At 60.5% G+C, this 16,034-nt stretch carries 10 protein-coding genes; 1 reads left to right on the forward strand and 9 read right to left on the reverse strand.

Annotation, left to right across the window (positions count from 1 at the left end; genetic code table 11):
• Positions 1 to 853: 853 nt before the first annotated feature.
• The 9 genes from ACOYXJ_RS01515 to ACOYXJ_RS01555 form a co-directional block, all read right to left on the reverse strand.
• A complete protein-coding gene (locus ACOYXJ_RS01515; protein ID WP_460367542.1) occupies positions 854 to 4,447 on the reverse strand; it encodes a glycosyltransferase in 3,594 nt (1,197 codons plus the stop codon).
• A 108-nt stretch (positions 4,448 to 4,555) separates the two neighbouring features.
• Entirely contained in the window at positions 4,556 to 6,124 is a 1,569-nt protein-coding gene (locus tag ACOYXJ_RS01520) for a flagellar hook-associated protein 3 (protein ID WP_095122737.1), read from the reverse strand.
• Between the two features lie 13 nt (positions 6,125 to 6,137).
• Entirely contained in the window at positions 6,138 to 8,183 is a 2,046-nt protein-coding gene (gene flgK / locus ACOYXJ_RS01525; protein ID WP_102900438.1) for a flagellar hook-associated protein FlgK, read from the reverse strand.
• A 24-nt stretch (positions 8,184 to 8,207) separates the two neighbouring features.
• Positions 8,208 to 9,500: a flagellar assembly peptidoglycan hydrolase FlgJ gene (gene flgJ / locus ACOYXJ_RS01530; RefSeq protein ID WP_460367544.1), complete on the reverse strand. Its 1,293-nt coding sequence runs from the start codon at positions 9,498 to 9,500 to the stop codon at positions 8,208 to 8,210.
• Positions 9,501 to 9,511: 11 nt separating this feature from the next.
• On the reverse strand, positions 9,512 to 10,600 hold the full coding sequence (locus ACOYXJ_RS01535; RefSeq protein WP_042704956.1) for a flagellar basal body P-ring protein FlgI: 1,089 nt from the start codon (positions 10,598 to 10,600) through the stop codon (positions 9,512 to 9,514).
• A gap of 27 nt (positions 10,601 to 10,627) precedes the next feature.
• Positions 10,628 to 11,323, reverse strand: a complete 696-nt coding sequence (gene flgH / locus ACOYXJ_RS01540; protein ID WP_038363773.1) for a flagellar basal body L-ring protein FlgH — start codon at positions 11,321 to 11,323, stop codon at positions 10,628 to 10,630.
• A gap of 52 nt (positions 11,324 to 11,375) precedes the next feature.
• Entirely contained in the window at positions 11,376 to 12,161 is a 786-nt protein-coding gene (gene flgG, locus ACOYXJ_RS01545) for a flagellar basal-body rod protein FlgG (RefSeq protein WP_007920118.1), read from the reverse strand.
• Between the two features lie 45 nt (positions 12,162 to 12,206).
• Positions 12,207 to 12,947, reverse strand: a complete 741-nt coding sequence (locus ACOYXJ_RS01550) for a flagellar basal body rod protein FlgF (RefSeq protein WP_038363771.1) — start codon at positions 12,945 to 12,947, stop codon at positions 12,207 to 12,209.
• Between the two features lie 300 nt (positions 12,948 to 13,247).
• A complete protein-coding gene (locus ACOYXJ_RS01555; RefSeq protein WP_460367547.1) occupies positions 13,248 to 14,813 on the reverse strand; it encodes a sigma-54-dependent transcriptional regulator in 1,566 nt (521 codons plus the stop codon).
• 373 nt (positions 14,814 to 15,186) lie between these two features.
• Between ACOYXJ_RS01555 and phhA the strand changes: the two genes are divergently transcribed.
• Complete coding sequence (gene phhA, locus ACOYXJ_RS01560) at positions 15,187 to 15,978, forward strand: phenylalanine 4-monooxygenase (protein WP_150692169.1); 792 nt, start codon at positions 15,187 to 15,189, stop codon at positions 15,976 to 15,978.
• Positions 15,979 to 16,034 lie beyond the last annotated feature (56 nt).

A 16,034-nucleotide genomic window follows, 5' to 3' on the forward strand; every position in this document is an offset into this window, starting at 1 on the left:
TCGAGTAGTTTGCGAGAAGTACGCCGACGTGAAATATCGAGTCGAACCCAGATTCTGAAACAGATCAAAAGCCCCTCACCCTAGCCCTCTCCCAAAGGGAGAGGGGACTGATCGAGTAGTTTGCGAGAAGTACGCCGACGTGAAATATCGAGTCGAACTCAGATTCTGAAACAGATCAAAAGCCCCTCACCCTAACCCTCTCCCGGAGGGAGAGGGGACTGACCGAGTAGTTTGCGAGAAGTACGCCGACGTGAAATATCGAGTCGAACTCAGATTCTGAAACAGATCAAAAGCCCCTCACCCTAGCCCTCTCCCGGAGGGAGAGGGGACTGACCGAGGTGTCTGGGCGAGTTACGCCGACGTGCGATACCGAGTCGAACTCAAGCTTTGAAAAGCCCACAAATCGGCTCCCTCTCCCTCGGGAGAGGGCTGGGGTGAGGGGCGAATCCACCACAAATCCAAAGCCGACCACGCTGCGCCCTTCAGCACTCAACAGGATGAGCGTTAGCTCGGCTGCGGCTTTTGATCTGTAAGGCGACGTCGGAAGGCTGAGTGGAGGGATTGATCCGGGCGTGGGAGCGCAGCGACCGTTTGGCGCAGCCAAACACAGCGAGAGGAGGTGCAGCGAAGCAAACCGGAGACGCTGCGCCCGGATCGATCCCGGAGCGAAGGAACCCCGAGCCCCAGCGAGCGGGCCGCACGCAGGAGCAAGCCTTTTTGGTTACTTTTTCGGCGTCTGGAAAAAGTGACCCGCCGTAAGGGCGGAACCCTAATCAGCAACACCCGCAGCAACGGATATACCCCAAAAACCCCAAGAGCATGGTCGGCCCAAAGGCCGCCAAGCCCCGCTCGATCAATCCGCCAACCAGCCGTATTCCCAGTAGCGCAGGTTATCGCCGCGCAACACGTAATCGCGCAGCACCACCTCACGCAATTCATCCCCCATGCGATAACTGGCATCCGGATCCGCCAGGTGCATGCGGATCGCTTGCAGCCATTCATCCGTGCTGTTGGTCTTGATCCGCGTGCACGGCAAATAACCGCGATAGGCCTCAGTATCCGTGCAGATCACCGGGTAACCGCAGGCGCCGTATTCCAGCAGCCGCAAGTTGCTCTTGCAGTCGTTGAAGATATGGAACTCCAGCGGCGCCAACGCGAGATCGAGGTTGAGGCTGGCCAGTTTCGCCGGGTACACGTCCAGACCGATGACGCCATGGAACTCATGCATGTAGGGACGCAGGTCATCCGGGCACATGCCGAAAAACACCCAGTCGACTTCATTGGCCAACTCGCGCACGACATCGGCGATGACCGCGAGGTCGCCGTGGTGACTGGTGCCGCCGCCCCAGCCGACCCGGGGTTTCTTCGAGGTCCGACGCTGGCTGCACAGGTGGCCCCACAAGTCCTTGGCCAGCATGTTAGGGACGACACGAATGTCGTGGTGCATGTCCGACAGCACGTTGGCCAGCGGCGCGGTGGATACGACCGCGCGATCACACAGGCCGATCGCGCGGCGCACCATGCGCTCCATGTCCTGCTTGCTCGGCATGTTGCGGATGTGCGCGTTGCGATGGGGAACGTCGATGACATAGTCGTCGAGTTCGAAGATCCGTCGAGCGTTGAAGTACTTTTTCAGCGGAGGAATTTCATCGATGGCGTGCTCCGAGTAGCGCCCTTGCAGAACAATCACGTCGGGCGACTGACGCTCGATGTCGATGATCGACGGCAAGCCGTAGCAAATGCGCCCTTCTGCCCGATTGGCCGCTTCCAGCTCGATCATCGGCTGGCTCATGCGGTAATGGCCGATGGCGGAAGCGTTGATCGGCACCACCAGCAGATTGGGTAACTGTGCCTTGGAGAATGCACTCCACCCGGTGCGCAGGCCCGGCTCCAGACTGAAGTTGGTGGCGCCCACGCCCTGCAACGTCAGGTTGACGTTGTAGGCCGGGTCACGCGCAACCAGCGGCAGCCAGCGCTGGTAGAAGGTGTCCCTCTCCTCGATGTGCTGCGCTTCTTCCTCCGGTGTCGCCATCGCACTTGGCCGTGCACCCACGGCCAGGATGGCATGGGGGTTCAACACCACCAGATAACCGTCGCGGCCAACGCGCAGACACAGGTCCACGACATTGAGCGTTTGTTTGAGGTCCTGCTCGTCCAGCCCGCCGGCAGCTTCGAACACCGACTTGCGAATCATCAGGCAATCGCCGCCGACGGCACTCAGGTCATGCACCGCCTGCAGGCGATGCATGTACCCTTCCGACTGCACCGGTTGGCCATAGAACGGCAACCCGACCGGCCCGTTCAAGCCAAGAATCAGACCCGCGTGCAGCACGCCACCGTCCGGATTGAACAGCTTGGCGCCGACCACCCCGACCTCCGGACGCTGCGCATGATTGAGCAGTTCGTCGAGCCAATCGCTCTGGGTGATTACCGCAAAGGCATTGAGCATCAACACATACTCACCGCGCGCCTGGCTGACGGCAAAGTTGTGCACCGCTGCCGCGTTACCCTTTTGCGGATAGCTGAGCACGCGAATCCGCTCGCTGCCCATCTGCGCCATACCGTCCAGCCATGCCAACGCTTCGGCGCTTTTGCAGCCGTTGTCGACCAAGAGCAATTCGTACTCGGTGTAGGCGGTCTTCTCCAGCAGTGTCTCGACGCAGCGCTGCAACGCGGCAGTCTGGTCCTGCGTGACAATGACCACCGACACCAGTGGGCGCCGGGCATGGTGATAGTCGACGCGATTGAGCAGCCCACTGTTACCGTCGCGGATTTCATGAGCGATGCCCAGGCGTTGCAGATGCGCTGCGAGAATGCGCGGGCTTTGCTGCGCAACACCAGGATCAGTGAGCCATTGCGAGAGATCGAATTTCGACTCCAGCAACACCTCAGCAATGTGCCCGACCACTTGCAGGCCATCGCTTTCAACCATACGCCACAGCACATCGTGGGGCGCGAGTTCGGCGAACGTCGAGGTAAAACCGCCAAGGGCCAGAAAACGTTCACGCTGGAACGCCAAGGCACGCCCGACGTAAGGGTAACTGCGCATGAGGTCAAGGTTGAAATCAGGTTTGAACGCAGGCTCTGCCGACTCACCATCGCGCAGGCTGCCTTCGTCGCTGTACAGGCACGTCAACGCACTTGCGTGCGCAATGCGATCGGCCATCACCAACAACGCTGGCGTCACCGGGCAGTCACCTGGCTGCAGCAGATAAAACCAGTCGGCGCCTTCCAGTTGCGGCAGCAGAGCGTTGATCTGCTCCAGGCCGTCACCCTGCAACGGCATGTGGAACACCCGACCATCCAGCTTCGCTTCGCTGCAAGCTGTGGACAGCACCAGAACCAGCTCCGGCGGATAATCCTGAGCGGCGAGCGCATCAAGCGTACGTTCCAGACCATCGCGGCTGCCTTGGCCATCAATGATGATCGGCACGATGCGCGGCTGGTGCGACCAGCCAGCGAGGGTTTCCGGCAGCCATTGGCGCTGCGCCTCGGTCAACACCCGAACCGCCAGCCATTGTGCATAGAGTTCGCCGAAACTGAAGCTGTCGACACCGACCCCCAGCTCCTGACGGCTCTGCTTGGTGCCGAGGGTACGGCTCAGCGGCAGCTCTTCCCAGACCCGAGGCGACTCATCGGCCTTGGTCAACGGCACATAACGAACCCAGCCCGGCGCCGGTGCCGACTCGCCGCTGCGGACCTTGAGCATTTGCGAGACCCACTCGCGCTCGATCTCCGCCGCGTCTTTCATCGGTTGCTGCGCGCTCAGACGCTCGGGGTAGAGACGTTCGGCACTCAGCACGTTGTTGGAGACCAACAGGTTGCCGCGCCGCAGCAAACAGACGTACAAGGCAAAATCCAGCGTCGCGACGAAGCAGGCTCCGTCCTCGGTCAGGGCCGGCAGCAGTTCGGCGACGTCGGCGCGCCGGAACATTGCGCTGCTGAAACCGCCGAGCACGTTGACTGGAAATTTTTCGAAGATGCTTAGTACATCATCGCCTTTGAGCAAGCCACTGGCCGGCGATAACGAGCTGTTTTCCAGACGCGCGGGCAGGATGATGTCGTTGGCATCCCACAACAACCGTTGCGCGACCACCAGACTGACTTCTTCGCGCCGCAGCTCGTGGGCTTGCTGTTCGATACAGGCCGAATACAGCAGGTCATCGTCACACAGGAATTTGATGAACTCGCCCCGGGCTTGCTCAAGGCAGGCCTTCAGGTTGCCGACCAGCCCCAGCGTTCGCGGGTTGCGCACGTAACGCACTGCGAACCCGGTCTGCTCTGTCACCTGTGTAACGATGTCTTCGATCTCGTGGCCACGATTGTCATCGCATACGATGATTTCAAGATTGGCGTAATTCTGGCTGACGGCGCTGTTCAGCGTCCGCTCGAAAAAGCGCGGATTGAAGGCGGGAATGACGAGGCTGACAAGAGGAAGTGAATTCACGGCGGGCTCACAGGCGGTACGAGCCCGCTCGAAAAAGCGAGCCCTTGAAACCGCTAAAAAACATAACTGAGGGGCAGGCCAAACGGGCGCTTACACGCCCGCTGACGGTCAGATCTTGTTGAACAGACCCAACTGGCTGATCTTGCTGAACGCCAGTTGCGAAGCTTGCAACATGGTTTGCTGCAAGGTCAGACGAGTCATCACTTCGGCCGGATCCGAATCACGGATCGAACCTTGGGTGGTGGTGTTCGCGGTGCTCAGGCTGTCATTGGTGATGGCTTGCATATCCAGAGCCTGACCACGGGCACCGATCTCGGTGACGGCGTTGCCGATTTGATTGTTGGCCGCATCGATGTTGCCGATACCCGCCTCCATCGCGCCCTGGAATTTCTGCTTGGCCACCGGATCACCATCGATCGGAGTGTTCAACGCCGTGATCATCTGGCCCAGGGTGTCGAGCACGTTCTGGGTCTGGTGGTCGTTCGGCTGGATCGAAAACTGATCACCGGCAGCCGGGGCAGCGCCGAGTGCGAACGTGACGCCCGCCGCGGTAGCGTTGTTACCTACGATAGTGCCCGAGGACACGGGTTTGCTGTCGGCAGTGACCGGCGCTGCGTACAGATCGAACGCGGTGGCGCTGGTGAACTTGAGGACGGCGCCGCCCTGCGGGAATGCCGCAGTGTAGGCAGCCTGATCAGTGATGCTGGAACCGGTGATCACCGCGCTCGACGGGTTGCCCGGGCTGCGCGTGGTGGTGAACGAGTCGGGTGCGGTCGACAACTGGAAGCTGTGGCCGGCAATCACCGCGTCCGGGTTGGTGTCGCCGGTCTTCAAGTTGATATTCAACTTCATGTCGACGCCACGGAAACTGACCGTCTGGTTGGCACCGCTGCTGTTGCTGACCAGACCGTTCTGGCTCGCTTCAGCGGTCACGTCGTTGCCCAGGGCATCAGTGATTTTCAGCTGGGTGCTGCTGAGGAAGCTGACGGTGTACGGCTGGCCGGCAGTGAACTTGGAATCATAGGTGGCGGCAGTGCCGACCGTACCGTTGGACAACACAACGCGGCCGTCATCCACGGCTGGCGCAGTCATGGTGACGTTGGTGCGCGCGGTATTGATGGTCTGCTGGAAAGCGGCCCAACCGGTGGTGTTGGTGCCAACCGTCATGCCGTCGCCAATGCCCAGATTGATCGTGGTCTGGTCACCGTTGTAGGTGTAGGTGCCGTCGGCATTCTGCGAGTACGGCGCGGTATCGGTTTTCGAACCGGAGAACAGGTAATTGCCGCTGGCATCCTTGGAGTTCATCAGGCCCAGCACTTGTTGCTGGATCTGGCCGAGCTCCGACGCGTAAGCCTGGCGGTCCTTGTCGGTGGCCGTGCCGTTGTTGGCCGCCAGGGCAAGTTCCTTGGCGCGTGCCAGTGCGGTAGTGATGGAGTCCAGCGTGGACTCCTGCACGGTCAACGCACTTTTGGTGGTATCAACGTTGGTCTTGTACTGATCCAGCATCGCCGCCTGCTGACCCAGTTGCAGCAAACGACCGGCACCGACCGGATCATCCGCGGCAGTGTTGATGCGCGTCAGGCTACTCGCCTCGCTGGCGCTGGCAACAGCCTTGTTGAAGTTACGCTGATAGTCCGACGCTTGCGTGCCGTAATACTGGGCGGTGGAAATGCGCATGAATTACGACTCCTTAAAGGCTGTTGATCAGCGTGGCGAAAGTTTCCTGCGCAGCTTTGATGATCTGCGAAGACGCTGTGTAGTACTGCTGGTATTTGACCAGGTTGCCGGTTTCTTCATCCAGGTTGACCCCGGACAGCGAATCGCGGGCGCCTTTGGCATTGTCCAGAATCGCTGTGGTCGCGGTGCTGTCGGACTTGCCTTGAGCGGTCTTGGTGCCGACGTTGGTCACCAGCTTGTTGTAGCCGTCAGTCAGGCTGATGCCCTTGCTGGCCGAACCGGTGTCGATGGTCTGCTTGGTTTGCAGGGCGACCAGCGATTGCGCGTTGCGGTTGTCCGAAGACGCCGCACCGGTCAGATTCATGGTGAAGGACTCGCCCGACTTCGGCGTGCCGCCGACGGTGGTCTGCACGGTGAAGGTTTTCTGCACGTTCGGCGTGACGCTGGTGTCCAGCACCGGGTTGCCGCTGGCATCGACGATGCCGACTTTCAGGTCCAGCGTGTTCGTTTGACCGGGAACGATAGTGCCGCTGCTGATGAGGCCGCCCTTGGCATCCACAAACTTGTAAGACTGGCTGCCGCCCGTGACGTCACCAAACACCAGTTTGACCGGCGTCGAATTCTTCAGTGCCGCCTGCATGTCAGCCTGGGCAGTCGGGTTGTAGATATCGATCTTGTCGCTGAGCGTCGGCTGCGTGTAAGTCCCCAGGCCGGCAGCGCTGGCCACACCGGTCAACGGACCGGCCGCAGCGACTTTCTTCGGATCGGTGAGCACCGTCTGGATGCTCGCGGCGGCATTGCGGGTCGGCGTCACTTTGAAGCTGTCACCGGCGCTCAACGCCCCACCCTTGAGTGCGAGGGTGAAACCGTCGATCACTGGCGGTGGATTGGTGGTGGTGCTGAAGGTGCCCAGATCGGTGCCGTCGGAACGCTTGACCGAGTAGTCGGTGGCGCTGGTGAACGTCACCTGATAATCGCTGGTGGTCAGCTTGCCGGTGTCCTTGATGGTGACGTCGAGGTTGCCCGAGCCTGCGCTGTTGCCATCCTTCGCGATGCTGCGCTGGCTGATCAGCGCGGCACTGTTGATGTTGTTGAAAATCGCGGCGCCGAAGTCACCGTTCTTGTCGATGCCCTGGGCTTGCTGGCTGTTGATCTGATCGGCGATCACCAGCGCCACTCGGCCCAGTTCGTTGAGCGAAGGATCGAGAACTTCTTTGCGATAGGTCAGCAGACCACCGATTTCGCCACCGCTGATCACCGAGGTGATGTCGATGGTGCTCGAACCGCGATCCATCTGGATGCCCATGCGCGATGGGTCATCCTTGAGCGGCACAGTGCTCAGGGAATTGGCGGAGTTGCCAATGACCAGTGGCTGGCCGCTGCCGACGTAGATGTCGAAGCTGGTGCCACGCTCGACGACCTGCGCGCCGGTCAGCTCGGACAACTGGCGCACGGCTTCGTTACGGCTGTCGAGCAGATCGTTCGGCGCCCCACCACTGGTGGAGATCTCGCCGATCTTCTGGTTCAGGTTGGCAATCGAGGTGGCCAGTTTGTTCACCTGGGCTGCCATGTCGCCAAGGCTGCCATTGATGGTGGTGTTCTGGTCGTTGAGCTGTTTGGCGATCGAGTTGAAACGGCTGGTCAGCGCCTGCGCACCGGTCAGCACCGATTGACGCGAGGTGTCATCGGTCGCAGACGTCGAAACGCCTTGCATCGAGGTGAAGAATTTTTGCAGTACACCGGTGAGGCCGGTGTTGGTATCGGACAGCATGGAGTCCAGCGGCGTGGCCTGAGCCAGGTACGAGGCCGCTTCGCTGTTGAGCGAGGTCGCCGTGTGCAGTTGGGATTCCAGGTAGGAGTTGTACACCCGACGCACGTCAGCCAGGGTTGTACCCGTGCCGATGAAAACGCTGCCGTACTGTTGCGAGGATTTGGTGCCCTGCACGGTTTGCTGACGTGAATAACCGGCGGTGTCGACGTTGGCAATGTTGTTGCCTGTCGTAGCCAAAGAGGACTGGCTGGCCGACAGTCCCGACATCCCGATATTGAGCAAACTCATGGTTCAGACCTTATACCTTGTGCCTTATAAAGGCGTGGTGGATACACCCGCCGCAGCGTAGTTTTGGAAACTGTTCATCTGCCTGGCAATCTGCGAAATCTTGCTTGCGTAGTTCGGGTCGGTTGCGTAACCGGCCTTTTGCAACTCGCGTACAAACTGTTCTGGGTTATCGGCAGACTTCACGACATCTTGATAGCGATTATTGGACTGCAGCAAAGTCACCAGATCGTGGAAGCTGTCCTTGTACGAGGCATAGGAACGGAACTCGGCCGTCTCCTTGACCATCTCGCCATTGCGGAACTCGCTGGTGATTGCCCGGGCCGAATCGCCCTTCCAGTTGCTGCTCGCCTTGATGCCGAACAGGTTGTGGCTGCTGCTGCCATCCTGGGCGCGCATGACCGACTTGCCCCAACCGGTTTCCAACGCAGCCTGCGCCACCAGATAACGCGGATCGACGCCGATACGGTCGGCCGCTTCCTTGGCCATCGGCAGCATGGTATTGACGAACTCGTCGGCGGAACTGAAGGCTTTCTTCGCCGGCGCGAGCGGAATCTGCGCCATGGCGCGACCGTAGACCTGCATCGGGCCGCCAGAGGCTTTTTCGCCCTCGGCGCGCGCCAGCCAGTCGCCGTTGTACAGCGGCCCGGCACCGGTCGTGGCTGCGGTCGTGGCGCGCTGCGGCAATTGCGTTGCGACTGCCGGTGTGGCCGACGGCACTAGCCCGGCGAGCAAACGATCAGCCAGTTTCGGCGGTAAGGCCAGACGACGCTGGTTGATCATTTCCATGTCATTGCGATGAGCGAGTTGCGTGTTCGGCGCATTCACCGAACGCGACGCCCACAACGGACGCTCGCCATTGAGGCGCGACAACGGGCCGTTGGTGGCAACGGTGCCAGCGGCAACCGGTGTGACCACGGCCGCGGCTTTTGCCTTGGCCTCTTCCTGCTTGGCGGCGGACGCGGCAGCGGCTTCGCCCGGCGCCAGCGGTTTGTTCTTCGACATCTGCCGCATCAGCACGTCGGCAAGGCCAATACCACCGCCCTCGCGGGACATGGAAACGGCCAGTTGCTGGTCGTACATTTCCTGGTACTGCTTGGCCGCCGGCGTGTTGAGCGGGTTGTCTTCACCCAAGGCATTGGTCGCCGAGCGCATCGATTTGAGCATTTCGCCGAGGAACAGCGACTCGAATTCCTGCGCCACTTTGCGCAGGTTCGCATCACTGTTCTTGTCGCCGACCTTGAGCTGATTCAGGCGATTGAGGTCCGAGTAGGAACCCGAATCGCTGCTGCTGACCAGACCGCTTTTGCGCATATCCATAACGGTCGGCCTCAGATCACGATCAGGTCGGCTTGCAACGCGCCGGCCTGCTTCAGAGCTTCGAGGATCGCCATCAAGTCACCCGGTGCCGCGCCGACCTGGTTCACCGCCCGCACGATCTCGTCGAGAGTGGTACCCGGGCCGAACTTGAACATCGGTTTGGCTTCCTGCTCGGCATTCACCCGCGAGCGCGGCACAACAGCCGTCTGACCATTGGACAGAGGGCCGGGCTGGCTGACGATCGGATCCTCGGTGATGGTCACAGTCAGGCTGCCGTGGGTCACGGCGGCTGGCGACACTTTCACGTTCTGACCAATGACGATGGTGCCGGTACGCGAGTTGATGATGACTTTCGCCACCGCCTGACCCGGATCGACCTCGAGGTTTTCCAGGATCGACAAGTAGTCGACGCGCTGGCTCGGGTCGAGTGGCGCGGTGACCCGGATCGAACCGCCGTCGATGGCTTGCGCGACGCCAGGGCCGAGCATGTCGTTGATCTTGTCGACGATACGTTTGGCGGTGGTGAAGTCCGAGCGATTGAGGTTCAGGGTCAGGCTGTTGCCCTGGTTGAAACCGCTCGGCACCGAACGTTCCACCGAAGCACCACCGGGGATACGACCGGCCGACGGAACGTTGACGGTGATCTTCGAACCGTCACGACCTTCGGCGTCGAAACCGCCAACCACCAGGTTGCCCTGAGCGACTGCATAGACGTTGCCGTCGATACCCTTGAGCGGGGTCAGCAACAAGGTGCCGCCGCGCAAGCTCTTGGAGTTACCGATCGAGGACACAGTAATGTCGACCTGCTGACCCGGCTTGGCGAACGCCGGCAAATCGGCACTGATCGACACCGCCGCGACGTTTTTCAACTGCACGTTGCCCGATCCCGGCGGCACCTTGATGCCGAACTGCGAGAGCATGTTGTTGAACGTCTGCAGGGTGAACGGGGTTTGCGTCGTCTGGTCGCCGGTGCCGTTAAGCCCGACCACCAGGCCGTAACCGATCAACTGGTTGGAACGCACGCCGGAAATGCTGGCGATATCTTTCAGCCGCTCGGCGTGGGCACCAAAAGCGGCGGACATCAGAGTCGCCGCCAGCATGAAGCTTTTCAGATTCAACGTAGCCACCTAGAAAGGGAACAGCGGGCTGAGGAAGAAACGGTCGAACCAGCCTGGCTGACTCGTATCGGCAAACGCGCCGGTACCCGAGTAGGTGATGCGTGCATCGGCGACCCGGGTCGACGACACGGTGTTGTCCGTGGCGATGTCATCGGCGCGCACCAGACCGGCGATGCGTACCAGTTCGTCACCGGTGTTCAGCGTCAGCCACTTCTCGCCACGCACAGCGATGATGCCGTTGGGCAGCACGTCAGCCACGGTCACGGTGATCGAACCGGTCAGGCTGTTGCTCTGCCCGGACTTGGCGTCGCCCTTGGTCGAGCGGTCGGCGCTATAGCCAGCGTTCAGACTCAGGTCGTTGCCGCCAATCGGGTTGTTCGTGGTCAGGCTGGAGCCGAACAACGAGGTCAGACCGACCTTGTTATCGCTGTTCTTGTCCATCTGCGAGTTGGCGTTCTTGCTCGCCTGCGTGCGCTCATTCAGGGTGATGGTGATGATGTCACCAACCCGGAAAGCCTTGCGGTCGCTGTACAGGTTCTGCTCGAAACCGGCCTGATAGATCGAGCCGTTATTGGCCGCAGCCGGCAGCGGCGTGCGCGGCAACACCGGGGCGTAGTAAGGGTCATTGGGCTTGGGCGTCGGGGCGACGCAGCCCGCGAGCGAGACGACCCCACTCAATGCCAGAACAGATACAAAGCGATTCATGACCCTACCTCACGGTGTTGCAGGCGACCTCATGGCCGCCTCATAGACTTGATTACAGATTCTGCGTTACGAACGAGAGCATCTGGTCAGCGGTGGAGATCACCTTGGAGTTCATCTCGTAAGCGCGCTGAGTGGTGATCATGTTGACCATCTCTTCAACGGTGCTGACGTTGGAGGTTTCCAGGGTGTTCTGCAGGGTGGTACCGAAACCGGCCAGACCCGGGGTGCCAACTTGCGGCGCGCCGGAAGCGGCAGTTTCCAGGAACAGGTTGTTGCCCACGGCTTGCAGACCGGCCGGGTTGATGAAGTCGGCGGTTTGCAGGTTGCCGATCACCTGAGACGCAGCGTTGCCAGCAACCGTGATGGACACCGTGCCGTCACGGCCGACGGTGAAGGTCTGGGCATCGTTCGGAATGACGATGGCCGGTTCCAGTGCGAAACCGCTGGCGTTAACGATCTGGCCATTGGAATCGAGGTGGAAAGTACCGTCACGGGTGTAGGACGTGGTGCCGTCCGGCTGCAGAATCTGGAAGAAACCGCGACCGTCGATGGCCATGTCCAGCGGCTGTTCGGTGGTTTGCAGGCTACCGGCGGTGAAGTTTTTCTGGGTGCCGACGATGCGCACACCGGTACCCAGTTGCAGACCCGACGGCAGTTCGCTGTCCTGGGTCGACTGAGCGCCTGGCTGACGCTTGATCTGATAGAGCAAGTCCTGGAACTCGGCGCGATCACGTTTGAAACCCGTGGTCGACACGTTTGCCAGGTTGTTGGAAATGGTGGTCAGGTTGGTGTCCTGGGCGGACAGACCGGTTTTGGCAACCCATAGAGCCGGAAGCATTCGATTCTCCTCGTGCGCCTGTTTTTCGGCGCGACGTTCTGATAATTAGCTGATCTGCAAGACCCGAGCCATGGCCTGGTCGTCGTCTTTGGCGGTGTTCATCATCTTGACGTGCAACTCGAACTGCTTGGCCAGGGCCAGCACCGAGGTCATCTCTTCCACGGCATTGACGTTGCTCGACTCGAGGAAACCCGACACCAGTTTGACGTTGGCATCAGCCTGCGCCGGCTGGCCGTCCTTGGTGTAGATCGAGCCGTCGAGGCCCTTGTTCATGTTCTTGATGTCCGGGTTGACCAGTTTGATCCGGTCGACTTCCGCCATGACGCGCGGGCCTTCGCCCATCGCACGAATACTGATGGTGCCGTCTTCACCGACTTCGATCTGCTGCTCGGGCGGCACGGCGATCGGACCGCCGTTGCCGATCACCGGCATGCCGTTGCCGGCGCGCAGCACGCCGAGGGCGTCGACGTTGAGGCTGCCGGTGCGCACGTAGCTTTCGCCGCCGTTCGGGTTCTGCACGGCGATAAAACCGTTGCCGGTGACCGCGACGTCGAGGTCACGACCGGTCTGCACCAGCGAGCCCGGGGTGAAATCGGTGGCGGGCCGTTCGCTCATGGCAAACGCACGCGCCGGAAAGCTGTCACCGAACACCGGCATCGAACGCGCCTGCTCCAGGTCGCGCTGAAAACCGTTGGTGGAGATGTTCGCCAGGTTGTTGGCATGCGCCTTTTGCGCCAGCGCATTCTGGCTGGCGCCGGTCATTGCCACATAAAGGTACTTGTCCACACTCTTTCCTCTGCATGCCGGACGTTTGCCGCCCACCGCTGTACTGCTGAGCCTTAAGCAATTTGCAGACCAACTTTTTTCTGGCGCACAAAGGCCCGGTAAACAAAGGACTTGAGGGATGGCGAGGGGAAATCTGAAATGTATCGAAGTCGAAAAACCGGCGGTGTTATGCCGCTTGGCGGCAATCCGGATAAATGATCGTTCCCACGCTCTGCGTGGGAATGCCTCAATGGACGCTCTGCGTCAGCTTTGGGACGCGGAGCGTCCCGGGCTTCATTCCCACGCAGAGCGTGGGAACAATCACGTGCTGCCCAGATCCTTGCCGACTTCATATTCGCGCAGTTTGTTAGCGATGGTGGTGTGCGAAACCCCCAGCCGCTTACCCAGCTGCCGACTGCTCGGATGCTCGGAATACAACCGCTCCAGCACCGCTTTCTCGAAGCGCCCGACAATCTCGTCCAGCCCCCCCTCCAGCGAAAAATCGCCAAGCGGCTGACGCACGCCGTAATCCGGCAGACGAATATGCTCGGCTTTCACCGTGCCGCCGTCGCACAGCGAAACCGCCTGGAACAGCACGTTCTCCAGTTGCCGCACGTTGCCCGGCCAGTGGTAATGACTGAGCCGATCCATCGCCGCCGGGGCCAGTTTCGGCAGCGAACAGCCGATCTGCCGACTGGCCTGATCGAGAAAATGCTCAACCAGTGGGGTCAACCCGTCGAGGCATTCGCGAAGCGGCGGAATGTGCAAGGACAGCACGTTCAAGCGGTGATACAGATCCTGGCGAAACTCACCGCGCGCGCACAGCTCCGACAAGTCGACCTGCGTCGCACAGATGACCCGCACATCCAGATAAACCTCTTCATCGCTGCCGACCCGGCGAAAGCAACCGTCCTGCAAAAAGCGCAGCAACTTCACTTGAAGACGCGGGCTCATCTCACCGACACCGTCAAGAAACAGCGTGCCGCCCGCCGTCAATTCCAGCAGCCCGAGCTTGCCTTCGGCGCGTGCACCTTCGAACGCGCCCGGGCCGTAACCGAACAACTCAGTCTCGGCCATCGACTCCGGCAGGCCTGCGCAGTTGAGCGCCATCAACGGCGACTGCCCGCGCGGACTGGCGAGGTGGCAAGCGCGTGCGAGCAATTCCTTACCGGTGCCGGTTTCGCCTTCAATCAATAGCGGAGCGTCGAGCGGCGCCATACGCCGTGCTTCGCGCACAACGGCGGCCATCACTTTCGAGCTCTGGAAAATGCTGTCGAAACCACGCAGCTCCTGCTTGCGCACATTGTAGATACGCTCGCCAACGCGGTCAGCGCGATGCAAGGTCAACACCGCACCAGCCATGGCCTCGCTGTCGTCGTGTTCCGATTGCAGCGGCGCGATGTCGGCCAGAAAGATGTCGCCCTTGACCTTGACCCGCATGCCGTTGATTCGCGATTTGTTGGCGCGCACCAGCTCTGGCAAGTCGAAATCTTCGGCGTAGCGCGACAGCGGAATCCCCGGCACTTCATCGACCCGCACGCCGAGCAACTGCGCCGCCGCGCGGTTGGCCGCGACGATCGAGCCGCCCATGTCGATCGACAGCACCGGAAACTCCAGTGCGCCGAGCAAGGCGTTCAGCTCCATGTGCCGTCGCTCGCTGGGCATCAGCCCTACCCGCTTGACGCCGAACACCCCGGCGATCGCCTCGAATTTCGGCCGCAGCGCCTGGAACTGGATATTGATCAGGTTCGGGCAGTGCAGGTAGATCGCGTTGCCATGCTCACCACCGACCTCACCGCGCGCGACGTTGATGCCGTACGCCACCAACAGGTTGAGGATGTCGCGCAGGATGCCGATGCGGTTCTGGCAGTGGACTTTGATGCGCATATAAATCGCCCGAATAAACGATGAGAAACCTGTAGGAGTGAGCCTGCTCGCGATGGCTTTGGGTCAGTTGATATTGATGCTGACTGATACACCGCTATCGCGAGCAGGCTCACTCCTACAGGGGACCGCGCCAGACTTTTCTGTGGTGGCACGCAGATAGTTGTCAAGATTATGTGACAGCCATCAGGCTTTTCAAACCTGAAAATCACCGAAAATGCGCGTCGGCGGTCAAACCGTAACGATAACTTTACGAATTAAAGAGAAATTTCCTACGCACAGGCCATTCAACCTGCTGCACATCAACCCGCTCTCAGGTAATTCTGAGTCCATCGCTGGACATAACAAGAACGAATTCCCCTAGCAGGAGAGCAGTATGAAGCAGACGCAATACGTGGCCCGCGAGCCCGATGCGCAAGGTTTTATCGACTACCCCGCCGAAGAACACGCGGTGTGGAACACGCTGATCACTCGCCAGCTGAAAGTGATTGAAGGGCGTGCCTGCCAGGAGTATCTGGACGGTATCGAAAAACTCGGTCTGCCCCACGACCGCATTCCGCAACTCGGCGAGATCAACAAGGTGCTCGGCGCGACCACCGGTTGGCAGGTTGCCCGCGTTCCGGCACTGATCCCCTTCCAGACCTTTTTCGAACTGCTGGCCAGTAAGCAATTTCCGGTCGCTACGTTTATTCGTACCCGCGAAGAGCTGGACTACCTGCAAGAGCCGGACATTTTCCACGAGATCTTTGGTCACTGCCCGCTGCTGACCAACCCGTATTTCGCCGAATTCACCCACACCTACGGCAAGCTCGGTCTGCAAGCGACCAAAGAAGAACGCGTGTACCTGGCGCGCCTGTACTGGATGACCATCGAGTTCGGCCTGGTCGATACCCCGCAAGGCAAACGCATCTACGGTGGCGGCATCCTGTCCTCGCCAAAAGAAACCGTTTACTCGCTGTCGGACGAACCCGAGCATCAGGCCTTCGATCCGCTGGAAGCCATGCGCACGCCGTACCGCATCGACATCCTGCAACCGCTGTACTTTGTCCTGCCGAACCTCAAGCGTCTGTTCGACGTGGCTCATGAAGACATCATGGCCATGGTGCGCCAAGGCATGCAGTTGGGTCTGCACGCGCCGAAATTTCCGCCGAAACCGAAAGCCGCGTGAACCGCGACTTTTGCTGACAATTGAGCCTGTCCGTCGCCGTTACTTTGGTTTAGCGT

This window comes from Pseudomonas sp. Tul2A7 (assembly GCF_054790505.1).